The sequence below is a fragment of the Maribacter litopenaei genome, assembly GCF_025244665.1.
Lineage (GTDB): Bacteria > Bacteroidota > Bacteroidia > Flavobacteriales > Flavobacteriaceae > Maribacter > Maribacter litopenaei.
This window is the reverse complement of sequence record NZ_CP104205.1, coordinates 2,623,769-2,649,078: the sequence shown is the minus strand read 5'-3', so window position 1 is coordinate 2,649,078 and position 25,310 is coordinate 2,623,769. Positions and strand designations below refer to the sequence as shown.

The window sequence follows — 25,310 nt, the reverse complement described above, 5'->3', positions numbered from 1 at the left end:
TCAATGAAAAACTATGTGTAGCTTTTTGTGTTTGTCTATTTTTACTCCTTAGACTTGGAGCATATTTTAAAAAAAGGGGATGGTCAACCATCCCCTTTTAATTTATTTTCTAATACCAAGCTCTTTAATAAGCTCTCTATACTTAACGATATCTTTCTTTTTAAGATAATCCAATAAGCTTCTACGCTTACCTACCAACTTTACCAAAGATCTTTCTGTGTTATAATCTTTGTGGTTTTGTTTTAAGTGACCGGTCAAATGATTGATTCGGTGCGTGAACAAAGCGATTTGTCCCTCGGTAGAACCAGTGTTCTCTGCCTTTCCGCCATGCTTTTTAAAGATGTCGGCCTTTATTTCTTTGGTTAAATACATTCCAATATTGTTTTAAATGATTTTTATGTATCCGATTGATTTTCAATCAGGGCGCAAAGATATATCTTTTTTTGATATCCGCTGCCCTTTTTTTCTATTAACCTTAGGCCTTTACTTTTCTAATGGGCTGATTTTGGATAAGGTCAATATACAGATTGATATTCTTTTTCAAGTCCTTTCGGTGCGAAATAAAATCCAAAAATCCATGCTCTAGTACAAATTCTGCAGATTGAAACCCTTCCGGCAATTCCTTGCCGGTAGTATCTTTTACTACTCTAGGTCCTGCGAAACCAATCAAAGCTCCAGGCTCGGATATATTGATGTCGCCCAACATCGCATATGATGCGGTAGTCCCACCAGTAGTAGGATCTGTACATAGTGAAATGTAGGGTAGACCTGCATCTGCCAACTGGGCAAGTTTCGCAGAAGTTTTGGCCAATTGCATCAAGGACAAAGCAGCCTCCATCATTCTCGCTCCACCAGATTTGGAAATCATCACAAATGGGACCTTTTTCTTGATGGCATAATCGATTCCCCTTGCAATCTTTTCACCTACGACACTTCCCATGGATCCGCCAATAAAGGCAAAATCCATACAACATATTACAATATCCTTCCCCATAGACTTGCCAAAGCCGGTACGGACGGCATCTGTAAGACCGGTTTTTTTCACGGGCGGCCTTTAGACGATCCACATATTTTTTGGTGTCCTCAAACTTTAAAGGATCCTTAGAAGAAAGTTTGGCATCCAATTCCGTAAACTTATTGTCATCAAAAAGTATTTGAAAATACTCCTTACTACCAATACGAACATGATAATCATCTTCCGGGCTCACATAAAAGTTTTTGGCCAAGTCTTCAGACTCAACTATTTTACCTGTTGGGGATTTGTACCAAAGTCCTTTAGGAGTATCCTTTTTTTGTTCGGTAGTTGTCTGAATTCCTTTTTCCTTTCTTTTAAACCAAGCCGTCATGTCTTCCATTTAAAATTGTCCCTTGAAATTAAAGCGTATTTACATTGTTTAAGTCCTCAAAAGCTTTCTTTAAGCGCTCAACAAATGATGTTTCACCATGTCTTAACCAAACTCTTGGGTCGTAAAACTTTTTGTTAGGTTCATCTGATCCTTTAGGATTCCCGATCTGGGATTGTAAATAATCCTTATTGTCCTGAACATAATCCCTCACTCCGGCCAAGAACGCATATTGTAAATCGGTGTCAATATTCATTTTTATAACGCCATAGCTAATACCTTCCCTAATTTCCTCAACGGAAGATCCCGATCCACCATGGAATACAAAATCGATATGATTGTGTCCTACTCCATATTTTTCGGAAATAAATTCTTGTGAATTTTTAAGGATTTTTGGTGTAAGCTTTACGTTGCCAGGTTTGTATACTCCGTGCACGTTACCGAAAGCTGCGGCAATGGTAAATCTGTGACTTACCTTGGAAAGTTCTTCATAAGCATAGGCAACTTCTTCCGGCTGGGTGTATAATTTGGAATCGTCTACATCCGAGTTGTCCACTCCATCTTCCTCACCTCCAGTAATTCCCAATTCAATTTCCAAAGTCATCTCCATTTTGCTCATACGCTCTAGATATCCTTTGCAGATCTCTATATTTTCTTCCAAAGGCTCTTCGGACAAATCAATCATATGAGAGCTGAAAAGCGATTTGCCTGTCTCGGCATAGTGCTTTTCACTGGCATCCAGTAAACCATCTATCCAAGGGAGTAATTTTTTGGCACAATGATCCGTGTGAAGAATTACACTTGCTCCATAGGCCTCGGCCAATTGGTGAACGTGTTTTGCACCTGCAATAGCTCCTTGTATTGCGGCATTCTGTCCTTCATTGGAAAGCCCTTTTCCTGCGTTAAACTGTGCACCACCGTTCGAAAATTGAATGATGACAGGGGCCTTCAAGCTAGCAGCGGTCTCAAGTACACCGTTTATGGTGTTTGAACCTATCACATTTACCGCTGGTAATGCAAAACCTTTTTCTTTTGCGTACTTAAAAATTTCTTGTACCTGATCTCCGGTAGCTACTCCTGGTTTGATATTATGAGCCATAATCTTTGTTGGTCTATTAGTTTCTAAAATTGTGCAACAAAAGTAATAAAACAATTGTACTTAGAAGGGATAGTTTATGCCAATTTGCAACACTGAATTTGCAAAATTGTAGTCTCTAAACCATCTTTTGGAAGGGATTTCGGCAGGATTATATGTTTTGAAACCGAGATCTAATCGAAATAAAAAGTAGGTAAAATCATATCTGAGACCGAAGCCGAGAACCTAAGGCGATATCTTTAAGAGAGTCAAATCCATTAAAGGTAGCATCCTTGTTTTCTACATCGTCAAAAACATTCCAAATATTACCGGCATCCGCAAAAATAGCCCCATTTAAATCTCCAAATACTGGAAAGCGATATTCTAGATTTAATGCCAATTTTAAATTCGCTTCATTAAAATCGTTCAAGGCGGAGGTTCTTCCTGATCCCAAGGAATATGGGAACCAGGCCCTATTATCGTTTGATCCTCCCGCAAAATAACTCCGAACAAATGGAATATTATTTGAGTTTCCATAAGGGATGGCTATTCCAAAAAAGCTTCTTGCCGCAAGGACGTTGGAACGTGAGAGGTCCCAATATTTTACATAATCGAATTCTGTTTTAATGTATTGGGAAAACGGTACGTTAAAAACAAGAAGTTGTCCATTTTCATTTTCATTAAAGGGTACAAGGTTGGAAAGACCCGAAAGCAGGTTTCCCGCACTTTCTATCTTAAACCTGAACTGGTAAAAATTATTATCTAGAATACCGTTTCGGTTGTTTTTGTTAAAAGTATAATTGGTTGTGAAAATGAGGTTATTTTCCGTTAATCTTTGTCTGCGCTCCTCTATCCTTGTTACTTGCCTCAAATCGTCAGTAAAAATAGGTGAGATGGTTCCATTAAGAATGGCCTGTGTAAATTCAGAGGTTCCATCGGGGGTTTCAGGGTCGTTGTCAGGGACCAATAAGCGTGGGTTCGGGAGCCCTCCACGGTTTCAAAAAGTGTCTCTAGTTCCGGAAAAGATTGGGTTGAATCAGTAGGGTCATTGGGGTCTACATAACCATCATAGTCATCAGCAATTGCATCTAGTTGTTCATAAGTATTTCTGTATACGCTAAAAAATCGGTTTCTATTGACATTTCTAACAAATTGAATATTCAATAGTTCAATAGCATGTTTTTTAAAATCGTTAGGAGACCAATTGTAACCCAAAATTGTATTAAAGGTTTGCTTATCCAGGCCTATATTTTTTTGAAAACTGGTACCTATAGCTATTCCGGTTTTTGGAAGCGTATAATTGGGTATAATGTTGGATGTATTGATAAAGGGAAACCAAATTCTTGGAAAGTCCAATGAAATATCACCACCTATCTCCGAGAAAAAATCATCCTGGAAAATTTCGGTACTTAGTAGGCCAAAGGTGCCATCGGCAGATATACTTAAATTTTCTGCTCCCTTAAAAATGTTACGTATCAATAATGAGGCTCCCATACCTACACCGATCCGCCTCAGATTAGATCGGCTGACCTCAAAATTGGTTCCTAACGAGTACTTAGGTTTTGGCGCCAAATATATATTGGTGTTCACCAAATTCGGATGCTATCCTCCTCAAAAATGATGTTCGGGTATTTAAATATATTAAGATTGTTCAACTGTCTTGAACTTCTAATTTTATCCAAATCCCTATAAATGCTATCCTTTTCAAAGAAGATGGCGTCATCCAGGGTCTTTGGTTTAATTTTGAATTTTCCTGAGTAAAAAATGTTCAAGTCTTTGTATTGGATAGAGTCAAGGGGGGCATTATTGGTTGCTGATAAAAAATTCGTGTAAACATTAATTCTATTAATTCTCTCGACTTTATATTCCGAGGTTGTTACTTGGTTTTCCCCACGCCTCCTCAGATCTCCAATATTTAAATTAATATTCATTTTTTGGTCGTCCGATGCTCTGACGGTATCCCTTTCAATGTCAAAGGTTATAGAACTTTCCTGAAAATTTCTGATACCACTATTTCTAAAAATGGTAGTTAACCTTTCCCTTTCCAATGTAAAATTGTTAAGGTCGAACTGATCTCCTTTTTTTACAAGGGATTCATCGGAATGTAAAAAATAAAGTGAATCGATGGCCTTGGATGAAATATCGTTGGAAAGGGAATCTATGTAATAAGGTTTGCCCAGGCTAACTCTGTAATCTACCGCAGCTTTTCTCTCTCTATCAATGGTGTCGATTTCATAAGTGGTACTGTTGTTAAAGTATCCTTTGCTGTTATAGAATGCACTCAGTCTTTCCGGACTTTTTCTTGTTTGGGTGGTATCCAATATAACGGGTGGTTCTCCAACATCTTTGAGCCACACACTCAGACCTTTCACCAAAAAAGACTCTCCTAATCTTTCCACTTGTTTTTCCGATAGAAGTTTTGTGAGTCTTTTTTTTCTGTTCGGTTTTTTGTTAAGCCATGCCTGGTACAAGGAATCAGGATTTTCTTTGGCCAAATTGTAAAGATTAAGTCGTAAAGGGTAACCTAAAATAGAAGTGTTTGTTTTTTGATAGATAAGGCTATTGACATCCTCGCTTTTTACTTTTATTGAATCAACTAAAATGGTATTCTTAACAATCAAATACTCGTTTTCCTCAACCTTTTTAAGCGAATTACAGGATGTGAAGCATATTGCCAGTAGCAAGATTAAGCTTATTTTAGCTATGTAGTATTGATAGCATGCTACGGTCTTCATAGAAACCAAAAATACATCATTTGAATGGTTGTAAAAAGTGAATTGAAACTTATAAAAAACCTACAGCAAAAAAAATACCGAAATGAATACGGCCTCTTTGTAATGGAGGGAAAAAAGGCAGTGGAGGAATTATTGGAGTCTGGATTTAAGGTGTACAAACTATTCTCCACAGGTCAGGAATTGGAAGGTTCAGGAATGTACGAAGTTGACAGAATTACCATAAAAGAACTGAAACAGCTAAGTAGCCTTAAAAATCCAAACGGTATTCTTGGTGTCTTTTACAAAAATTCAATTTCCATGGTAAATTCGGCCGGTTGGATGGTTGCCCTTGATAGCGTGCAGGACCCAGGAAATTTAGGTACTATTATAAGATTATGCGACTGGTTCGGTATTGAAACCCTAATCTGTTCCAAGGAAACGGTGGATTGTTATAATCCAAAAGTATTACAGGCAACCATGGGATCTATTGCAAGAGTAGATATTCATTATTTGGATTTGGGAGATTTCTTGGAATCAACCGGATTGCCAGTTTTTGGCACTTTTATGGATGGTGAAAATATCCATTATATAGAGCTACCGAGAAAAAGGTATTTTGGTTTTGGGAAATGAGGGAAATGGTATCTCTGAAAGGATTCAAAACCATTGTGCTCATAAAATAAGTATTCCCCAATTCGGAGGAAAATCGACGGAAAGTCTAAACGTGGCCACAGCCACTGCCATTTTTTTAAATGAAATAAAAAGGAGAGTTTAGGTTTTCTTAAACTATTCAAAAGTAAAATTGATAAATATCCCTCTCGGATTTCATGGAATCTATATTGCCCGTCCATGGGCTATTTGGGTCATTATCCCTTATAAGCTCATCTGTCAGTGCAAAAACACCTCTAATCGAAGGGCTAAATTTAAAGTACTCCGGATAGAAATCGATTCCAAAACCCAATTCATAATTATAGACCCATTTGGTCATTCTAAATGTTCGGGAAAGGTTATCGTCCAGGCTAGCTTCGTTGCTTCCTAAATTTAAGGATGCAGAACCACCACCTATTAAAAATGGTTTCCAGTTACCCAATCTTTTTGTGCTAACCTTCAATAATAATGGGAAGTTGATATAGGTCGATTTTACTTCCCTAAGTATGTCTCTATCTTCCTCTAATAATGGGGATGGAAAACCCAAGAGCCTTGAGGTATAATGAAGTCCCGGTTCCAATCTCAAATCAAGAAATTGGTTGATTCTCATTTCTCCAATTAACCCTACATTAAAGCCTAATGACTTAGCAACTTGTACGTTGGTCAAGTCCTTTCCGTTGGCATCAAATCCCAAATCGTTCTCGTATTCAAACTTAAAGTCGTACTGATTCAAACCTAAGAAATAGCCCCAGTTTAGGAATTTCTTGTCTTCATTCTCCTTGTTCAGGACAGGGTTTTCATTGAATTGGCCAAATAAGGTTGGGGTCAATATAAACACTGCCAAACATGTGAAAATCCATTTCTTCATCTAGTAATTAGGTCAATCTTTTTACTACCCTTGTTTTTTGGCGACATAGATAGAAGCGACACCAAAAGTTTGAGGCTTGTTCGTTACATCTATAAACCCGATTTCCCGTAAAATATTGTTGAAGTTTTCTCCATGGGGAAATACGGCGGCAGATTCACTTAGGTAGCCATATGCGGAATTGTCCTTTGAAAATAATTTTCCGATGAGTGGGAGTATATTTTTAGTGTAGAAATTGTAACCCTGCTTATAGGGAGTTTTTGTGGGTACGGAAGTTTCCGAATTATCAATGTGCCTCCAGGTCTTAGAACACGGAGTATTTCACTAAGGCCTTTTTCTAGATTTTCGAAATTTCGTACCCCAAACGAAACAGTAACGGCATCAAATGTACCTGTTTCAAATGATAGGTTTTCACTATCGCCAACCACCAAGTCAATAACTGGTGACAAGTTTTTTTCTTTGATTTTTTTTTCGCCCACAGCTAACATTCCCGGGGAAATGTCCAATCCTACAATTTTTTTCGCACCCGTTTTTACCATGGCAATCGCTAGATCCCCAGTGCCCGTTGCAATGTCCAATATAGAATTTGGAGACTCTTCTTTTAAAATAGCGACAACCTTCTTCCTCCATTGAATGTCAATACCAAAGGAGATTACTCGATTTAACCCATCGTAATCATTGGAAATATTGTCGAACATTTGGGTAACCTGCTCTTTTTTCCCCAAGTTGGAGTCTTTATAAGGAGTGACTTTTTTTGGCATTCTCAATTTTTTTGCGAAGATACAATATAGACGAAGGTTCTTTGAATTTTTGTCAAATTCATTAATCGATTAAATCCCTCTTAAAAGCTTGAAAATAAATTGAAAGCTCATAAAATTATGTAATTTTGTACCCATAATACACTTACTTGTAAAACGTAGCTACTGATCTCTTAGGGACAGGATCTGGAATTATTTAGTAGTTTCCAGTGAAGCTAGCTTAAGATTTTAAATGAAAATAATAATTGCTGGAGCTGGTGAGGTTGGCTTTCATTTGGCGAAACTACTCTCGTACGAATCCCGAATATTACGTTGATTGATACCGATAAGGAAAGTTTGGCGTATGCTGACAACCACTTGGATATAAGGGTGCTAAGGGGAGACGCCACATCCATTTCTATTCTAAAGGATGCTTCGGTTCAGGATTCTGATCTTGTTATCGGGGTTACTTCTTCGGAAACTACCAATTTGACGTTGTGTATGTTGGCTAAACAATTGGGATGTAAAAGAACGATTGCCGAATTTCCAATACGGAATTTGTAGATAATAAGGAGTTATTGAAATTTCCGAATTGGGCATTGATGAACTTATTTCCCCCGAAGAACTAGCCGCCACGGAGATTCAATTACTACTCAATAAATCTGCTTTTAACGACACCTACGAATTTGAGGAAGGTGAGCTAATTATGGTCGGGGTGTCTCTACCTAAATCTGCACCGTTTGTTGGAAAAATGGTAAAAGAAGCGGCCAATGTTTTTCCGTAGTTACATTTTATGCCCATTGCACTTCAAAGATTGGGAACGCAATATACCGTAATACCACGTGGTGATACTTATTTCAAGGAAGGGGATCAAGTCTATTTTATTACCGTCAAAGAAGGTGTAGATGAACTTTACAAGCTCACTGGTAAAAAGAAAGAGGACATCAAAAACGTTATGATTCTTGGTGGTAGCAAGGTTGGGTTTAAAACTGCCCGTGACCTGTGTTCTAAACGGTTTAACGTAAAATTGATAGAAAAAAATAAGGAGAAGGCCTTTGATTTGGCAGATGATCTTCCCAATGCACTGGTTATCAACGGAGATGGCCGAAATGTGGAGCTGTTGGATGAAGAAAGTTTAGAATCAATGGATGCCTTTATTGCGGTAACTGGAAATTCTGAAACCAACATCATGTCCTGTTTGGTGGCCAAGTCAAAACATATTAAAAAGACAATTGCTTTGGTGGAGAACATGGATTATTTTCAATTGTCCCATTCTATTGGTATTGATACATTGATCAACAAAAAGCTTTTGGCGGCCAATAATATTTTCCGTCACATAAGAAAAGGGGAGGTAGTTGCCTTAATGCGTTTGAATAACCTAAATGCGGAAATTTTGGAGTTTATCGTAAAAAGAGACTCCAAAGTAACGGGATCGACTATTCGGGAATTGAACTTTCCAAAGGATGCTACTATTGGTGGAGTCGTTAGGGATGGCGAAGGAATCATTGCCTTGGGTGGCTTTACCATTAAGGCAGGAGATAGGGTAGTTGTTTGTTGCCATCCGGAACAGATCCCAAAAATAGAACGAATGTTCCTTTAACATGCGCTTGAATTCCAGAATCATCTTTCATTTGATGGGGCTGTTGCTACTTTGCAATGGAGGCTTCATGTTATTGGCCGCTTTGGTGAGCGGTATTTATGAGGATGGGGCAACCTTGAGTATAACTTTGGCATCGGTAGCCACTATGTTTGCGGGAGTTTTTGCCATGTATTACACTAGGGGGCACCGGAAGGAGGTCAAGCAAAAGGAAGGATATATCATAGTTACATTTGGCTGGTTGGTAATGTCAATTTCTAGGATCCTTCCCTATATTTTTTCAGGAGCCGTACCGGATATCACCAATGCTTTTTTTGAAACAGTTTCCGGTTATACCACCACAGGTGCTTCCATTATGGACGATATAGAGTCGATGCCTGAGGGAATTCTATTTTGGCGTAGTTTAACGCATTGGATTGGGGGAATGGGAATCATTGTTTTGGCCATTGCAATTTTACCTCTTTTAGGTATAGGCGGAATGCAGTTGTTTTCTGCGGAAGCACCTGATCCTAGTGCAGACAAATTGCACCCGCGGATCACGGATACGGCGAAAAGGTTGTGGTTAATATATTTGGGTTATACCATTGCTGAAACTATTCTTTTAAAGTTGGCTGGTATGTCCTTTTTTGATGCAATAAACCATGCTTTAGCAACATTATCCACGGGCGGATTTTCCACGAAGAATGCCAGTATGGCTTATTGGAATGATCAACCATTGATTCAGTATATCGTCATATTATTTATGTTTTTGGCAGGTAGCAATTTTGTAATGAGCTATTTCGCTTTCAAGGGTAAAATTCAGCGTATTCTTAAGGACGAAGAGTGGAAATATTATGCGCTTGCAATTCTTATATTTTCGGTAGTTGTTGCGGGCGTTATTTATTTTCAGGCCAATATCACGGATGAAACCCCGGGTTATCCAATGGTGCTTGGAAAAGCTGAAAGTTCCATTAGACATGCCCTGTTCCAAGTTATTTCCGTGATTACCACCACGGGATTCATTAGTGCTGACTTTACACAATGGACTCCCTTTTTAACGGTGTTCTTTTTTGGGTTGTTTTTTATGGGAGGATCTGCGGGTTCCACATCCGGTGGTATTAAGATTATGAGACATCTTTTGATTATCAAGAATGGGCTTTTGGAGTTCAAAAGAACCCTTCACAGCAATGCCATTATACCTGTAAGATATAACGACAAAACGGTGAAGGAGAAAATAGTTTACAATATTATTGGCTTCTTTGTTCTTTATATGTTGCTTTTTATTATCGGGGCTTTGGTGTTGGGAATGTTGGGTCCGGATTTTGAATCGGCAGTTGGCGGTGCAGCTTCATCCTTGGGTAATGTAGGACCTGCTTTGGGTAGTTTGAACCCCGTAAGCAACTTTAATGGATTGCCCGCATTGGCAAAATGGTGGTGTGGGTTTTTAATGCTGGCCGGTAGGCTGGAATTATTTACCGTTCTTATACTCTTGAACCCTTATTTCCGGAGGAGTACATAGTTATCTTAAGATGAGTGATACTAAACAAAAAGGCCCACAATTAATATTGTGGGCCTTTTATGTAACTTAATTAAAACCTTATGAAAGGGATTTTTTAATTCCGCAATAGCTTCCTCTATTTCCTTTACAGAAGCAGCATATGAAATCCGAATACAATTACCATTACCAAAGGCATCACCCGTAACGGTGGCTACGTTTGCATGTTCCAATAAGTACATTGCAAAGTCGGAAGCATTATTGATTTTTGTACCATTCAAAGTTTTCCCGAAATATGCCGTGACATCAGGATATACATAAAAAGCTCCTTCTGGTTCATTACATTTAAAACCGGGAATATCATTCAGTAAGTCCAAAATCAACTTTCTTCGTTTTTTGAATTCATCCACCATATATTGAATACGATCAGGTGATTCTTCCAACGCCGTAATTACCGCTCTCCGGGCAATACAGTTTGCTCCACTAGTAACCTGCCCCTGCAATTTGTTACACGCTCCGGCAATGTAGGTTGGAGCACCTATGTATCCAATTCTCCATCCTGTCATGGCAAATGCTTTTGCCACTCCATTCACGGTAACCGTACGGTCAAACATGTCGTCGAATTCTGCCATGGAGGCATGCTTTGTAACGCCGTAATTAATGTGTTCATATATTTCATCACTAACCACAATAATTTGCGGATATTTTTGAAGTACATCTGCCGGAGCCCTTAATTCATCCTTGCTATAAATAGAACCGCTAGGATTACAAGGAGAGCTGTACCATAACATTTTTGTTTTTGGCGTAATAGCTGCCTCAAGCTCTTCGGCAGTCATTTTAAAGTCGTTCTCCAAGCTTGTAGGGACTTCAACTGGGACTCCATCGGCTAATTGAACTATATCCGCATAGCTAACCCAGTATGGACAAGGTAAAATAACTTCATCGCCCTCATTAATCATAGCTTGGGCCACATTGTATAAGGATTGCTTTGCTCCAGTAGAAACTACGATTTGAGAAGGTTCGTAAGTAAGATTATTATCCCTCTTAAATTTTGTGATGATGGCATTTTTAAGTTCGGCGTAACCATCTACAGGGGTATAGGCATTATAGTCCTCATTGATGGCCTTGATGGCGGCCTCCTTAATATAATCAGGTGTGTTAAAGTCCGGTTCACCCAAACTTAAACCAATAATGTCCTTGCCTGCATTTTTTAGTTCACGGGCTTTAGCGGCCATTTCTAGTGTAGCGGAAGGAGTAAGACTGTTTATCCTGTCCGAAAGTTGATTGTTCATATCAAAAAAATTACTAGTACTGTAAAGTAGGCTGTTTGCCTAACTCCTTTAAATGTTTGAAGTGCGAAATTATAGCTTTTCTAGTAGTTTTATATTCGTGATATGGCAAATTAAATTCTTTCGCAGTCTGTTTCACAATTTTTGAAATTTTTGTGTAATGGATGTGACTGATGTTGGGGAATATATGGTGTTCTACCTGATGATTTAAGCCCCCTGTAAACCAATTTACAATTCTATTTTTAGTGCTAAAATTAACAGTGGTAAATAATTGGTGAATGGCCCATGTATTTTTCATTGTGCCACTTTCATCCGGAAGTGGGGTCTCTGCATGGTCTACGATATGTGCCAATTGGAATACCACGCTCAAGATTACCCCGGCCACATAATGCATTAAGAAAAAGCCTATAAGGATTTTCCACCATGCGATGTCCAAAATCAACATGGGTAATACGATCCAAATGGTTACATAGAGCATTTTGGTAATAATCAAGGTGCTCCAGTTAATGGTAGCACTTGGAAGTTTTCCATAAGAGAGTTTCCGCTTCATATATCTGTACATCTGAAGAAAATCAGTAGTAATGGCCCAGTTAAATGTTAATAGTCCATAAAGGAAAATTGAATAGTAATGTTGGAATTTGTGGTATCTCTTCCATTGGGCATGCTTGGAAAAACGTAAAATCCTGCCTGCTTCCATATCCTCATCATGTTCGTGGATATTGGTGTAGGTGTGGTGTAAAACATTATGCTGTACTTGCCAATTGTATACATTTCCAGCAAGAATGTATATACTGCTGCCCATAATTTTATTTACCCATTTTTTATTGGAGTAAGACCCATGGTTGCCATCGTGCATTACGTTCATACCAACTCCGGCCATTCCAACCCCCATAACAATGGTCAGCAGAATATTGGCCCAATTTGGCAGTCCCAATGTTAAAATCAGGAAATAGGGAGCCAAGAACAAAGTGAACATCACTATCGTCTTCAAATGAAGTTTCCAGTTACCTGTTTTCTTTATTTCATTGTTCTTAAAATAATCGTTTACCCTTGCGTTAAGGGTTTTGAAAAATTGGGTTGAATCTTTTCGGGGGAATCTAATGGTTTTGTTTTCCATAACCAGTAATCTTTGTTTCTAATTATAACGCAAATGACATCCTAATAGTTTGATAGGTTGATTAAAATGGAAATCTTTGCAAAAAATAAAAATATATAATTATACAAATATAAGGATGACTGCCGAAACCATTTTCAAATATTTTCCCAATTTATCGGAGGTACAACAAAATCAAATTGTTCTTTTGGAAGAATTGTATAAAGATTGGAACCAAAAAATCAACGTAGTTTCTAGGAAAGATATTGATGAACTTTATTTGAGACATGTGTTGCATTCATTAGGCATTGCCAAAGTGCAGGTTTTCAATTTAGGGTCGGAAATTTTGGATGTGGGCACGGGTGGCGGATTTCCGGGCATTCCCCTTGCCATTTTATTTCCTGAAGTACAATTTACCCTAGTGGATTCCATTGGAAAAAAAATTAAAGTGGTAAATGAGGTAGTGGAGGGTTTAGGCCTAAATAATGTACAAACCATAAATTCAAGAGTGGAGGAGGTACCAAAACAATTTGATTTTATTGTCAGTAGGGCCGTTGCGGCGATGCCTACATTTGTTCATTGGGTAAAGGGAAAAATTAAAAAGGAGTACTTGCACGAAAGAAAAAATGGAATTTTATATTTAAAAGGAGGGGATTTAAGTGATGAATTGGAGACGTATAGAAATGCAGAAATTTTTGACCTAACCAGATATTTTGACGAGGATTTTTTTGAAACTAAAAAGGTAGTATATCTACCCTTAAAATTTAAGGGGTAATTCTACTTATAATGTAAGTATCCTATAGTAGCTGACTCTATATTTTTTAGCATATCCTTTGAGTCTACTCCAGTAATAGATGTGCAGACATTTAATATGAAGCAATATTGTCCGATTTTTTTTAATTGTATGCATGATTGGTAACTGAAAATTTGTCACAAAACATTTAATTTACAATTAATTAACGTTAAATTTACATATAAATTGTTCAACCTGAGGTTTTTTACATAAAAAAAGCGCCTTCCGGCGCTTTAGTATTTGTGTGTCATAATGGGTTATTCACTCCACGGTGGCACAACATTATTAGATCTTGCATAGGCTATTAACTGGCCTTTATGTTCACCATTGTGTTCCATGATTATCAAAAGGCCTCCTAACTTGTTCATTTTCATAAAGCCAAAATCGACTTCACTTCCCAATTCACCGCTTTCTACTTCACCCACTTTGTCCAATACCCAGGCATTCGATTTTTTTAGGGCGGTAATGATATTGTCCTTACCCGTTATTTTTGTCAATCCCATTACATCTACATCTTCCGGTGGGGCAAAACCCATTTTAGACCCTATGAAATAGTTGGATCCGGCTACGTGAAGCAACGCTTCCGCTACTGAGTTTACCCCTTCCATGGGTCTCCAGTCATATTGTTCTTCAGAAAAAGCTTCGGCCAGTTGAATTACCTGATCTTGATTACCTTTTAATATACCTTGAATCGTGTTTTGTGTTAGGTTATCCTGGGCATTTACCAAGTAAATCCCGCCAGTTAAACACAGCATTGTAATTAATTTTTTCATTTTGGTGTTTTTAATAAGTTGAAAGGTGCTTCCAGATTTTCCGAAGCACCTCTAAATGTAATCAAAATCCTTTTTTTAATTAATTACTACTTGATTAAATTTCAAACGCTTAACCTAAAAAGGGATATCTGTAATCTTCCGGGGTGACAAAGGTTTCTTTTATTAAACGAGGGGATACCCATCTCAATAGATTTTGTGCGGAGCCCGCTTTATCGTTTGTGCCTGAAGCTCTTGCACCTCCAAAGGGCTGCTGACCTACGACTGCACCCGTTGGTTTATCGTTAATGTAAAAGTTTCCTGCGCAATTTTGCAATGCCTTTGTGGCTTCGTCTATGGCATATCGATCCTGGGAAAGTACCGCACCGGTAAGGGCATATTCCGAAGTATTATCAACCAGTTCTAAGGTTTTAGCCCAATCCTTGTCATCATACACGTACACAGTGACCACTGGCCCAAAAAGTTCCGTCTCCATAGTGGAATAATGTGGGTCCGTTGTTACAATTACTGTTGGTTCAACAAAATATCCTTTAGATTTGTCATAACCTCCACCAACAATGATTTCAGCTTCCTTATCATTTTTAGCCTCATCAATGTATTTGGCCAACTTATCAAATGAGCTTTCATGGATGACGGCTGTAATGAAATTACCCATATCCTCAGGAGAACCTGGTTTGTTGAATGATGAAACATCCTTTTTAACCAAATCAAGAATTTCTTTTGAGGTGGATTTGGGTAGGTATACCCTTGATGCCGCACTACACTTTTGACCTTGAAACTCAAATGCACCACGTGTAATTGCCGTAGCCACTTGTTGAGGTTTGGCCGTTGGATGGGCAATAATAAAATCTTTTCCTCCCGTTTCTCCAACGATCCTAGGGTACGTTTTATAGGTGTGTATATTGTTCCCTATTTGCTTCCAAAGCTCTTTGAATACATGGGTAGATCCTGTAAAATGTATTCCAGAAAAATCTGGACTCGCCAAAACTGTTTCGGTAATCATTACCGGGTCACCGTACACCACATTGATAACCCCATCAGGCAAGCCAGCTTCCTTAAAGACATCCACGATTACCTTGGCGGAATATATTTGGCTGTCACTAGGTTTCCATACCACAACATTTCCCATCATTGCCGCACTTGCGGGTAGGTTTCCCGCAATGGCAGTAAAATTGAATGGTGTAATGGCATAGACAAAACCTTCCAAAGGCCTGTACTCAACCCGATTCCAAATACCTTCGGAAGAATAGGGTTGTTCATCGTATATCTGCGACATATATTCAACATTGAACCTTAGAAAGTCTATAAGTTCACATGCGGAATCAATTTCTGCTTGATGAATTGTTTTTGATTGTGCCAGCATGGTGGCAGCGTTTATTTTTGCCCTATAGGGACCGGCAATCAGTTCGGCAGCCTTTAAAAAAACCGCAGCTCTTTGTTCCCAGGTCAGGTTGGCCCAGGCTTGTCGTGACTCTAAACAATTTTCAATTGCTTCTTCCACATGTTTTTTTTCAGCTAAATGGTAGTTCCCCAAGATATGTTGATGGTCATGCGGGGGTGACATTGGTTTGGTGTTGCCTGTACGAATTTCTTTAGATCCAATGTACATAGGTACATCTATCGTACTTTTATAGAAAGATTTATATTGGTTTAAGACTTCGTCGCGCTCAGGAGTGCCTGGTGCGTAACTTTTTATTGGCTCATTTATGGCAGCCGGTACTTGGAAAAATCCTTTACCCATGGTCAATTTTTATTTTAAAATTAGTAGTTGACCAAAAGTACTAAAAGGGTATTGCACTAAAAACTAAATTCAGGTTAAAACCTTCTTAGTTTAGGGCAAATGGGGCACTGAACTTGAATGTTGGAATATAGACCCTGAAATTTTCGGTGGAAGAAAAATTGATCATATTGTAATGTCCCTTCATGGCGCCTATAGGCGATGTAAGTAGACAGCCCGAATTATAAGTATGGGATTCACCTGGCTTTATGACGGGCTTTTTTCCGATTACTCCTTCTCCATCCAAGGTTTCAACATCATTTAGGGAATCATAAATTCTCCAGTGACGTGAGGTAAGTTGAACCGAGTCCTTGCTCCGGTTCTCTATGGTAATGGTATATCCAAAAGCATAATGCATTTTATAGTTTTTGAAGAAAGTTCCTTCAAAATTTGTTTTAACTGAAATCTTAATGCCTTTGGTAACTTGTGTTGTCATAAACTCTCAATAGGTGAACATACTACCTGCAAACAATAGTGCAGCTCCTATACCAGCTAATATAACGAAAATTGTATTGAGGAAAATATATTTAACAATAGTTTTAAATCTGCCTTGACTGTAAAAATTCCGCATGGCTTTATATAGGTAGCCGGCAAAAATCAAGATAAAAATAGCACTAGTGTCAATTCCAAAAATAGTATCGATCAAATAGCTAATAATGAGCAATATAAAGAACAATGATTGATTGTGAAAACTAAAGATTAAATGATCGGTATAAGTGTACTTTTTTCTGATATAGACCAACCAAATGAACAGCGAGAACACCGGTAAAAAGAAAAATGTAGTAAAGGGAAGTTTAGAAAAAACAGAACTCAAATATGCTCCTGGTTGTCTCTTTACCCTGATCAAACTTTGTGCCGTATTGAATGAAAGTTTGTTATGCCAAGTTTCCTCCAAATTATATTTTGTCTTTGCCTCATCAAAAACGAAGAAGGTGTCCTTTTCTATTAGAGTAGAGAAAATTTCCTGTTTTCTAAAAAAAGAATTCAAGAAGGATTTTTCATCGGCCGCCTCTAACTGTTTTTTGGGATTTTCCATGATTATAGAATCCCTAATTCTCATGCGTTCGGATATAAGTCCGTTTAGGTTTAAAGAGTCCAACTGGGCCATCACTTCTTTTTTGTCCTCCTCGTTTTCACCAAAATCAAATTCCTCGACCATGGAACCGCCAAAATTTATTGGTAGTTTATTAGGTTCAGAGCCAAAACGGTTGAGTCTTTCAAAATCACCGGAAAGACCAATCAATAAAAAATAGACAATAGCCAAACTTAAAAGAAACCTAAATGGGTTCGTATAAGACATCCTTTTGCCCAAGATATACTCTTTTGTAATTTTTCCTGGCCGTAACAAGAGTGCGGCAAGAGTTCTTAGCAACTTGGAATCGTAAGAAATGATGTTGGAGAAAAACTCCTCGAAAAAATCTTTTAGTGTAAGTTTTTTGGTACTGTTCGCTTGAGAGCAGTTTGGGCAGTATTTGTCACTGATATCAAGAGGATGGCCACAGTTTAAACACGCTACTCCTCTATATCTAAGTTGGTATCTTCCCTTTGTGTTAACGCTTGGTTTGGTCTCCATAGGACTTTGTCTTTTGGGGCCCCTCAAATCAGTTGCTGATAGTTCTGGAATTGGTGGAGCCCACTCCTATAATGCTATCGTAAAGGTCTCCAAAATTTCTGTAATATACTAAGATCAAATAATTGTTTTCGGTAAAATGAAAATTACCTCCAACGGCGTTCAAATTTACTTCGCCCGCATCGTTTTGGGTAACATATTTGTAGTTATAAAAACCCTGTTTTAGAACCAATGTGGCCTCCATCATTCCATTATTTTCATTGTAGGCCATTTTATTTTCCTCCGTTAGGGCATAATTGTTGAATTTGCCAAAAATATACACATCATCTAAACCTAGGGTTTCTGTATAGGGTAAGCTAAAATGTACCTTTGTGTACTCTGCCTCCCTTGAGGCATTATCACCCTGCAGTGTTCTTATTACATAGTCGCCATTTATATCCGGGAAATAGGTATAGGGTTCGCTAGCCCTGAAGTCATCGCTGAAAAGGTAATGGTTGTATAGATCCCCAATTTCTATTACGGCAATCTGTGAACTTGGGGCCCTAAGGTCACTAGTATCGAATAATAAGTATTCATTACCCCCGAAAAATGCCGTTTCTTGATCATATTTATAAACCAGTTCTGACCCCAAGGTAAATTGTGGCTTTATATCATAAATGGCATTGTGCCAAAAATTGTTTTGAATAATGGCGACTTTCACCTCCTGCTTGGGATTTACCAATCTGAAATTACCGGCATTTATTCTAAACTGAACGACTTGTTTCTCGTTTAAAAAGTTAAAATCCCTTGATCTCTTTACTTCTGCACCAACCCGAACAAGGTCCTTGTAAACGATGAACCTTCACGGAGAATTGGAGCTCATAACTACTATTGTATATTTCAAGAAGATAGTTACCTGTTACTTTTAAACGAACATTATTATTTGGAATGTTTAGTTGGTAATTGGAATAGGTCTCCGAGTTGTGTAGCTATTCTCATAGTTTATAATACGTTGGTTATCTATGCCATCTAAATATTGTGATTTTAGTAGGTTGGAAGGTGTCCAATCGTAATCACAGTGAATAATTTTATAATAGTAGTCCTGCTCGTTGGCCAAAAGATCGTCAAATTCAAGATGAATGGTTTCCCCGATCTGAACTACCGGAAACTGATCGTCCGTAGGTCCTCTAAAAACAATGGATTTAATGTTTTCCGGTGGGTTTTTTTCCTCTTGGACTTGGGCGGCAATGCTTTGTAAGCAAAGCAGGCCAATCAAGATTTGTTTAAGGAATAATCGCATTTAACAATCAATTTTGGGTTAAAGGTAAACAAAAAGGATGCCTAAAAAATTAACATCGATGGAATGCCGAAATTATGGGACAATTATTATGAAAACTTTTCATTTAGTAGTAAATTCGCAGCAAATTTTGTTAACCTAAGGTCTACAATAATATGTCAAAAGACATTCGAATTAAGAAAGGACTGGATATCAATTTGGTAGGAGCTGCCGAATTGTCGACTTCGAAAGCGATCCTAAGTAATGTTTACACCATTAAGCTTGATGATTTTCATGGAATAACCCCAAAAATGTTATTGAAGGAAGGGGCCGAGGTAAAAGCTGGGGAACCGTTGTTCTATAATAAGAGTAATGAGGAAATGTTGTTCGTTTCTCCAGTAAGTGGGGAGTTGGTGGAAATTGAAAGAGGAGCACGAAGAAGAATTCTCAAATTAAAGATATTGGCGGATAAGACCCAAGAAGTGGTCGAGCATAAAAAATTGGATTTAGAAAAGGCATCGGGGCAAGATATAAAAGCCTCTTTTTTGAAATCCGGTTGTTGGCCTTTTATCAAACAACGCCCATATGATGTAATTGCCAACCCCGCAACAACTCCAAAAGCTATTTTCATTTCCGGATACGTCACCGCGCCTTTGGCGGCGGATTTAGACTATGTCTTAAAAGGGAAGGAAGGGGAATTACAGGCAGCCATATCTGCCTTAAGCAAGCTAACTCCAGGTAAAATTCATGTTTCCGTTGGAAAATCCAGTACCTCACCTTTGTCAGGTCTTAAAGGTGTAGAACTTCATAAGATTTCCGGGCCGCATCCTGCTGGATTGGTGGGTACGCAAATAAATAAGATTGACCCTATTAACAAAGGGGAATTGGTTTGGACGGTTACTCCACAAGACTTAGTGGTAATTGGGGAGTTTTTATTGACCGGCAAATTCAATGCTGAAAGAATAGTCTCTTTGGCCGGTTCTTGCGTGAAAACACCCAAATACTATATAACCAAAATTGGAGCAGAAATTTCCACATTTTTATATGCGAGTGGTGTCAATGAGGAAAACTTTAGGGTGATAAATGGAGATGTTCTAACAGGGTCAAAAAGTGCCCCGAGATGGATATCTTGGATTCTATAACAATATGGTAAGTGTTATACCCGAAGGTGATGACTATGAACTTTTCGGTTGGAATAAACCCGTTTTCAATAAGGTTTCTACGACAAGGGCACTCACTTTTTCTTGGGTGCAACCTAAAAAGAAATATGACCTAACTACCAACACCAATGGTGAGCATAGGGCGTTTGTGGTTACTGGTCAATATGAGGAGGTTTTTCCAATGGATATTTACCCCTTGCAATTGTTGAAAGCCTGTATGGTGGAGGATTTGGATGAAATGGAGCAATTGGGTCTATATGAAGTGGCGCCTGAAGATTTTTCTTTAACTGAATTTATATGCATTTCCAAACAGCCACATCAGAAAATAATTCGTGATGGGTTGGATTTGTTGCAAAAAGAAATAGGATAAGTTATGAGCTTAAAAAGTAAAATGCATGAGATAAAACTGAAGTATCAAGGTAAAAAGATGGCACCTGCCTTCAATGCCTTTCATACTTTTTTGTTTACTCCAAACGAAACCACCCATGGTGGTACGCATGTAAAAGCGGCCGATGACCTAAAAAGGACCATGAATACTGTGATAATGGCACTAATACCTGTGCTATTATTCTCCATGTTCAATGCCGGCTATCAGCATTATGCTGCTATTGACGCTGCAAATGGAACTCCCAGGACCTTGTCCTTTTTCGAAAACTTTCTAACATGGGATAATTTACGGATTGGTATTATTAAGGTGCTACCTTTGGTTGTGGTATCCTATGGTGTAGGTCTTATAGTCGAATTTATTTTCGCTGTCATCAAAGGTCACGAAGTGGAGGAAGGATATCTAGTGACGGGAATGTTGGTTCCTTTGATTGTACCGGTTGATACTCCTCTTTGGATGTTGGCGGTCGCGGTGGTTTTTGGTGTTGTCATTGGTAAGGAAGTATTTGGTGGTACCGGGATGAATATTTTGAATCCTGCACTTACCATACGCGCCTTCTTGTTTTTTGCCTATCCTACTTGGATGAGTGGTGACAAGGTATGGGTACACGGTGCCGTGGAAAGAGCGGGAGGATCCGATGCGATTTCCGGTGAGACCATTTTAGGTTCCTTGGCCCAAAATGCCGATGTGAGCTATTCCGTTTCCGATATGTTCTTTGGTTTTATTCCCGGATCCGTTGGGGAAACTTCCACCCTTTTGATTCTCATAGGCGGCCTATTTCTGATTTTTAGTAAAATCGCCAGTTGGAGGATAATGTTGAGCGCCGTAATCGGTTCTTTGGTGATGGGTTTAATTTTCAACCAAGTTGTTGAGTTAGGTTGGATTACCGAAACTAGTAAATTCTATGGCTTGATGAGCTTCGAGTTTTGGAAGCATTTGATCGTAGGGGGATTGGCTTTTGGTATCGTCTATATGGCCACTGACCCAGTAACGGGATCCCGGACCAATCGTGGAAAATGGATTTATGGATTTTTGATAGGTTTTATCTCGGTCATGATCCGGGTTTTCAATCCTGCCTATCCGTAAGGGGTTTTCTTGGCCATTCTACTTATGAATGTCTTTGCACCGACTATTGACCATTATGTGGTGAAAGCAAATATCAAGAAAAGAATGAAGAGATTTAAAAACGCAGTCGTGCTTCCCAAGGATTCGGACGGTAAGGCTGAGGAACTAAAAGCAGAAACGGTTTAATTATGGCAATCAATACAGATAAAAACGTGTATACCGTGATTTTTGCAGGGGTCATGGTCATCGTAGTGGGTTCTATCTTGGCATTCTTGGCATCAGGCTTAAGTGGTAGAATCAATGAGAATATGCGCTTTGAAAAGCAACAGAATATTCTTTATGCCATGGGAGTGAACGAGAATGAGGACAAAGGAAGTGTAAACTTTGTACCCACTGATGTTGTTGAAGATGAGTTCTCTCAATACATCACCGAGCAAATTGTGATCAAGGGGGATGAAATTGTCGAAAATAAGGAGGCCTATTTGATCGACATGAAAAAGCAGTTGGCCTTGGCAAAAAAAGGTGAAACACCTGAATTACCATTGTTTATAGGAGAGAAGGACGGAAAGAAGTTCTATGTGATTCCAATGTACGGTAAAGGGCTGTGGGATGATATCCGGGGTTATATCGCTTTGGACGACAAAATGATTGTACAAGGTGTTTTCTTTGACCATAAGGGGGAGACCCCAGGTCTAGGAGCCAATATAAATCAGCGCTATTTTATGGATGACTTTTCCGGAGAAAGCATAATGGACGGTACCAGGTACGCGGGAATTAATGTAGCGAAGGGGAACAACGATCCCCTGAACAATGATAAAGAGGATAATGAAGTGGACGCGTTGGCGGGGGCAACAATTACAGGTAATGGTGTTTCGGCAATGATCAAGGAAACTGTAAATCTTTACAAAGATTATTTAAAAACTATTAGAACAAATTAATATGGCACTTTTATCAAAAAAGGACGCAAACCTCATTAAAGATCCCCTAGCGGATAACAATCCTATAACTATTCAAGTTTTGGGTATTTGTTCGGCTTTGGCGATTACAGCGGAGCTAAAGGCTTCCGTGGTGATGGCGGTCTCCGTAATGTTCGTGTTGGGCTTGGGAAATGTCGTAATTTCCTTAATGCGAAATATCATTCCATCTAAAATTAGAATTATCGTTCAGTTGATTGTGGTGGCTACCTTAGTAATTATAGTGGATCAAGTACTAAAAGCCTTTGCGTATGAATTGAGTAAAACGCTAGCGGTTTTCGTGGGTCTTATTATTACCAACTGTATTATCATGGGGCGTTTTGAGGCCTTTGCACTGGGAAATGGCCCTTGGCGGTCTTTCTTAGATGGAATTGGTAACTCCCTGGGATATGGAATCATTTTGGTTATTGTCGGTTTTTTTAGGGAGCTTTTGGGTTCAGGTACTTTATTCGGGATTCCTGTTTTGGGTGATCCTATAGAAAAGACAGGATTGTATTCAACGGGCTATGAAAACAATGGGTTTATGATTATACCACCAGCGGCTTTGATTGTGGTTGGAATTATTATATGGGTGCAGCGTTCCGGAAACCCGGCCTTGGTAGAAGAAAATTAAGAACATAACTTAATAACGTATTATGTTAGAGCATATAGAATTATTTTTTAGATCCATTTTTATTGATAATATGGTGTTTGCCGTATTTACGGGGATGTGTTCCTATTTGGCAGTATCTAAAAAAGTGGCAACGGCAGTAGGTTTGGGTGCCGCCGTAATATTCGTCTTGGCCGTGACCGTCCCTATGAACTGGCTACTGGATAAATACTTATTGCAAGATGGAGCTCCGGCCTGGTTGGGTCCCGAGTATGCGGATTATAACTTAAGTTTTCTATCTTTTATTTTATTCATCGCAACCATAGCTACTATGGTGCAGTTGGTAGAAATTGTGGTTGAAAAATTTTCGCCGTCACTTTATAATTCCCTAGGTATTTTCTTGCCATTGATTGCTGTAAACTGCGCTATTTTGGGGAGTTCCTATTTATGCAATCCAGGCAAATAGAAACATTTGGATTGGCCTTTAATTACGGGTTAAGTTCAGGTATCGGTTGGTTTTTGGCCATCTTGGCGATTGCTGCTATCCGTGAAAAAATTAGATACTCAAATGTACCAGCGCCATTAAGAGGATTGGGTATTACCTTTATCATTACCGGTTTAATGGGAATTGGTTTCCAAAGTTTTGGAGGTATGTTGACTGGTGGTGATGAAGCTGCTGAGGAGGCTCAGGAAACAGTAAAGATTGAGGTACCTAAGGTGGAAGAATCGGAAACATCAGCAAAAGAGGTAACTGAAAATAATTCTGAGATTAACGAGAAAGAAATCTCCTATAACGACGTAAAAAAATAAGCATGATTTTAGCTGCAAGTACAGGTGGAACTATATTGATTACGGTAGTCGCCTTTTTAATTCTCTTAATGATTTTGGTGGCTTTGTTACTGTTCACAAAGGAAAAATTATCACCTTCCGGTCCGGTGACCATTACTATTAATGGGGAAAAAAAGGTCGAAGTAGGTTCAGGAAGCTCACTTTTATCAACCTTGGGAAATCAAAAAATTTTCTTGCCTTCCGCATGTGGGGGAGGTGGAACATGTATTCAATGTGAGTGTCATGTATTGTCTCGGTGGGGGAGAGGCATTACCTACGGAGACTCCACACTTTTCCAAAAAGGAACTGAACCAAGGAGCCCGTTTGGCTTGCCAGGTCAAGGTAAAGCAGGATATGGAAATTACGATACCTGAGGAGGTTTTTGGTATCAAAAAGTGGAATGCGAAAGTTGTTAGAAACTACAACGTGGCTTCCTTTATTAAGGAATTTGTGGTAGAGATACCTGAGGATATGGGCTATAAGGCAGGAGGATACATTCAGATTGAAATTCCTGAATGTGAAGTCAAATATTCAGACATCGATATTACTGCGCATCCCGAGGAACATGAAACTCCGGATAAATTTCAAGCAGAGTGGGATAAATTCAATTTATGGCCATTGGTGATGAAGAATCCTGAAACGGTAGAAAGGGCTTATTCAATGGCTTCTTACCCTGCAGAAGGAAGGGAGATTATGTTGAATGTGCGTATTGCAACGCCACCATGGGACAGATCTAAAAATGGATGGATGGATGTAAATCCCGGTGTAGCATCTTCCTATATTTTTAATTTAAAACCTGGTGATGATTGTATTATTTCAGGATCTTATGGTGAATTCTTTATAAATGAGTCGGATGCCGAGATGCTATATGTAGGAGGTGGGGCCGGAATGGCACCAATGCGATCACATCTGTACCATTTGTTCAAGACCTTGAAGACCGATAGAAAAGTTAGTTACTGGTACGGTGGGCGCTCCAAGCGTGAACTATTCTACCTAAATCATTTTTACGAATTAGAGAAAGAGTTCCCTAACTTTAAATTCTATTTGGCCTTGTCTGAACCTTTGGAAGAGGACAATTGGAAAGTGAAGGAGGATATTGATGCACCAGGTGATGGATTTGTTGGATTTATACATAATTGTGTAATCGACAATTATCTCAGCAAACATGAAGCCCCTGAGGATATTGAATTATATTTCTGTGGGCCTCCATTGATGAACAAGGCGGTTCAGAAAATGGGAGAGGATTTTGGTATACCCGACGAAAATATTCGTTTCGACGATTTCGGAGGTTAATAGTAAACAAAACAATAAC

17 protein-coding genes and 9 pseudogenes are annotated in these 25,310 nt (G+C 38.8%); 11 read left to right on the top strand and 15 right to left on the bottom strand.

Annotated elements, in window-relative coordinates; genetic code table 11:
• Window positions 1-102: 102 nt before the first annotated feature.
• The 6 genes and pseudogenes from rpsO to NYZ99_RS14315 all read right to left on the bottom strand — a co-directional run bounded on the left by rpsO (window position 103) and on the right by NYZ99_RS14315 (window position 5,102).
• Entirely contained in the window at window positions 103-372 is a 270-nt protein-coding gene (rpsO, locus tag NYZ99_RS14340; protein ID WP_094997796.1) for a 30S ribosomal protein S15, read from the bottom strand.
• Between the two features lie 103 nt (window positions 373-475).
• Window positions 476-1,346 (bottom strand): annotated as a pseudogene (accD, locus tag NYZ99_RS14335) (acetyl-CoA carboxylase, carboxyltransferase subunit beta).
• A 28-nt stretch (window positions 1,347-1,374) separates the two neighbouring features.
• The gene (gene fbaA / locus NYZ99_RS14330; protein ID WP_260571866.1) at window positions 1,375-2,442 is read right to left on the bottom strand and encodes a class II fructose-bisphosphate aldolase; all 1,068 of its coding nucleotides are present in this window, start codon (window positions 2,440-2,442) and stop codon (window positions 1,375-1,377) included.
• A 196-nt stretch (window positions 2,443-2,638) separates the two neighbouring features.
• Entirely contained in the window at window positions 2,639-3,385 is a 747-nt protein-coding gene (locus NYZ99_RS14325) for a BamA/TamA family outer membrane protein (protein ID WP_338039036.1), read from the bottom strand.
• The gene (locus tag NYZ99_RS14320) at window positions 3,286-4,008 is read right to left on the bottom strand and encodes a hypothetical protein (protein ID WP_260571865.1); all 723 of its coding nucleotides are present in this window, start codon (window positions 4,006-4,008) and stop codon (window positions 3,286-3,288) included. The genes NYZ99_RS14325 and NYZ99_RS14320 overlap by 100 nt, the downstream gene beginning before the upstream one ends.
• Entirely contained in the window at window positions 4,005-5,102 is a 1,098-nt protein-coding gene (locus NYZ99_RS14315; protein WP_260571864.1) for a BamA/TamA family outer membrane protein, read from the bottom strand. The genes NYZ99_RS14320 and NYZ99_RS14315 overlap by 4 nt, the downstream gene beginning before the upstream one ends.
• A gap of 93 nt (window positions 5,103-5,195) precedes the next feature.
• Between NYZ99_RS14315 and NYZ99_RS14310 the strand changes: the two genes are divergently transcribed.
• Together NYZ99_RS14310 and NYZ99_RS22100 are read left to right on the top strand one after the other, a co-directional pair.
• Entirely contained in the window at window positions 5,196-5,762 is a 567-nt protein-coding gene (locus NYZ99_RS14310; protein ID WP_338039035.1) for a TrmH family RNA methyltransferase, read from the top strand.
• Entirely contained in the window at window positions 5,746-5,904 is a 159-nt protein-coding gene (locus tag NYZ99_RS22100) for a TrmH family RNA methyltransferase (protein ID WP_338039034.1), read from the top strand. Before NYZ99_RS14310 ends, NYZ99_RS22100 begins: the two co-directional genes overlap by 17 nt.
• Before the next feature lie 11 nt (window positions 5,905-5,915).
• Here the strand turns inward: NYZ99_RS22100 and porT are convergent.
• Window positions 5,916-6,645: pseudogene (gene porT / locus NYZ99_RS14305) on the bottom strand (type IX secretion/gliding motility protein PorT/SprT).
• A gap of 24 nt (window positions 6,646-6,669) precedes the next feature.
• Window positions 6,670-7,403, bottom strand: a pseudogene (gene ubiE / locus NYZ99_RS14300) (bifunctional demethylmenaquinone methyltransferase/2-methoxy-6-polyprenyl-1,4-benzoquinol methylase UbiE).
• Window positions 7,404-7,632: 229 nt separating this feature from the next.
• Between ubiE and trkA the strand changes: the two are divergent.
• A pseudogene (trkA, locus tag NYZ99_RS14295) lies at window positions 7,633-8,979 on the top strand (Trk system potassium transporter TrkA).
• Between the two features lies 1 nt (window position 8,980).
• Window positions 8,981-10,474 carry a TrkH family potassium uptake protein gene (locus NYZ99_RS14290; RefSeq protein ID WP_260571863.1) on the top strand — a complete coding sequence of 498 codons (1,494 nt, stop codon included), beginning with the start codon at window positions 8,981-8,983 and terminating at the stop codon, window positions 10,472-10,474.
• Between the two features lie 20 nt (window positions 10,475-10,494).
• Here NYZ99_RS14290 and NYZ99_RS14285 read toward each other — a convergent pair whose 3' ends face one another.
• Together NYZ99_RS14285 and NYZ99_RS14280 are read right to left on the bottom strand one after the other, a co-directional pair.
• On the bottom strand, window positions 10,495-11,742 hold the full coding sequence (locus tag NYZ99_RS14285) for a pyridoxal phosphate-dependent aminotransferase (RefSeq protein WP_260571861.1): 1,248 nt from the start codon (window positions 11,740-11,742) through the stop codon (window positions 10,495-10,497).
• Window positions 11,743-11,755: 13 nt separating this feature from the next.
• Window positions 11,756-12,856, bottom strand: a complete 1,101-nt coding sequence (locus NYZ99_RS14280; RefSeq protein ID WP_260571859.1) for a fatty acid desaturase family protein — start codon at window positions 12,854-12,856, stop codon at window positions 11,756-11,758.
• A gap of 115 nt (window positions 12,857-12,971) precedes the next feature.
• Here NYZ99_RS14280 and rsmG point away from each other — a divergent pair, with 115 nt between their 5' ends.
• Window positions 12,972-13,607 (top strand): 16S rRNA (guanine(527)-N(7))-methyltransferase RsmG, encoded by a 636-nt coding sequence (rsmG, locus tag NYZ99_RS14275; RefSeq protein ID WP_260571858.1) that lies wholly within the window; start codon window positions 12,972-12,974, stop codon window positions 13,605-13,607.
• Window positions 13,608-13,882: 275 nt separating this feature from the next.
• On the opposite strand, the gene NYZ99_RS14270 is transcribed toward rsmG, so the two are convergent.
• The 5 genes and pseudogenes from NYZ99_RS14270 to NYZ99_RS23230 form a co-directional block, all read right to left on the bottom strand.
• Window positions 13,883-14,398, bottom strand: a complete 516-nt coding sequence (locus NYZ99_RS14270; RefSeq protein WP_260571857.1) for a DinB family protein — start codon at window positions 14,396-14,398, stop codon at window positions 13,883-13,885.
• A gap of 109 nt (window positions 14,399-14,507) precedes the next feature.
• Window positions 14,508-16,136, bottom strand: coding sequence for an L-glutamate gamma-semialdehyde dehydrogenase (gene pruA, locus NYZ99_RS14265; RefSeq protein WP_260571856.1), 1,629 nt, complete (start codon window positions 16,134-16,136; stop codon window positions 14,508-14,510).
• Window positions 16,137-16,221: 85 nt separating this feature from the next.
• Complete coding sequence (apaG, locus tag NYZ99_RS14260) at window positions 16,222-16,608, bottom strand: Co2+/Mg2+ efflux protein ApaG (protein WP_260571854.1); 387 nt, start codon at window positions 16,606-16,608, stop codon at window positions 16,222-16,224.
• Between the two features lie 6 nt (window positions 16,609-16,614).
• Window positions 16,615-17,745 (bottom strand): DUF3667 domain-containing protein, encoded by a 1,131-nt coding sequence (locus NYZ99_RS14255; RefSeq protein ID WP_260571853.1) that lies wholly within the window; start codon window positions 17,743-17,745, stop codon window positions 16,615-16,617.
• Between the two features lie 28 nt (window positions 17,746-17,773).
• Window positions 17,774-19,021, bottom strand: a pseudogene (locus tag NYZ99_RS23230) (type IX secretion system plug protein).
• 152 nt (window positions 19,022-19,173) lie between these two features.
• Between NYZ99_RS23230 and NYZ99_RS14245 the strand changes: the two are divergent.
• From NYZ99_RS14245 to nqrF, 6 genes and pseudogenes are all read left to right on the top strand, one after another.
• Window positions 19,174-20,527: pseudogene (locus NYZ99_RS14245) on the top strand (Na(+)-translocating NADH-quinone reductase subunit A).
• 3 nt (window positions 20,528-20,530) lie between these two features.
• Window positions 20,531-21,793 (top strand): annotated as a pseudogene (locus NYZ99_RS14240) (NADH:ubiquinone reductase (Na(+)-transporting) subunit B).
• Window positions 21,794-21,795: 2 nt separating this feature from the next.
• Entirely contained in the window at window positions 21,796-22,545 is a 750-nt protein-coding gene (locus tag NYZ99_RS14235; RefSeq protein WP_260571852.1) for a Na(+)-translocating NADH-quinone reductase subunit C, read from the top strand.
• 1 nt (window position 22,546) lies between these two features.
• Window positions 22,547-23,194 carry an NADH:ubiquinone reductase (Na(+)-transporting) subunit D gene (locus tag NYZ99_RS14230; protein WP_260571849.1) on the top strand — a complete coding sequence of 216 codons (648 nt, stop codon included), beginning with the start codon at window positions 22,547-22,549 and terminating at the stop codon, window positions 23,192-23,194.
• Window positions 23,195-23,216: 22 nt separating this feature from the next.
• A pseudogene (nqrE, locus tag NYZ99_RS14225) lies at window positions 23,217-23,980 on the top strand (NADH:ubiquinone reductase (Na(+)-transporting) subunit E).
• 2 nt (window positions 23,981-23,982) lie between these two features.
• Window positions 23,983-25,291: pseudogene (gene nqrF / locus NYZ99_RS14220) on the top strand (NADH:ubiquinone reductase (Na(+)-transporting) subunit F).
• Window positions 25,292-25,310 lie beyond the last annotated feature (19 nt).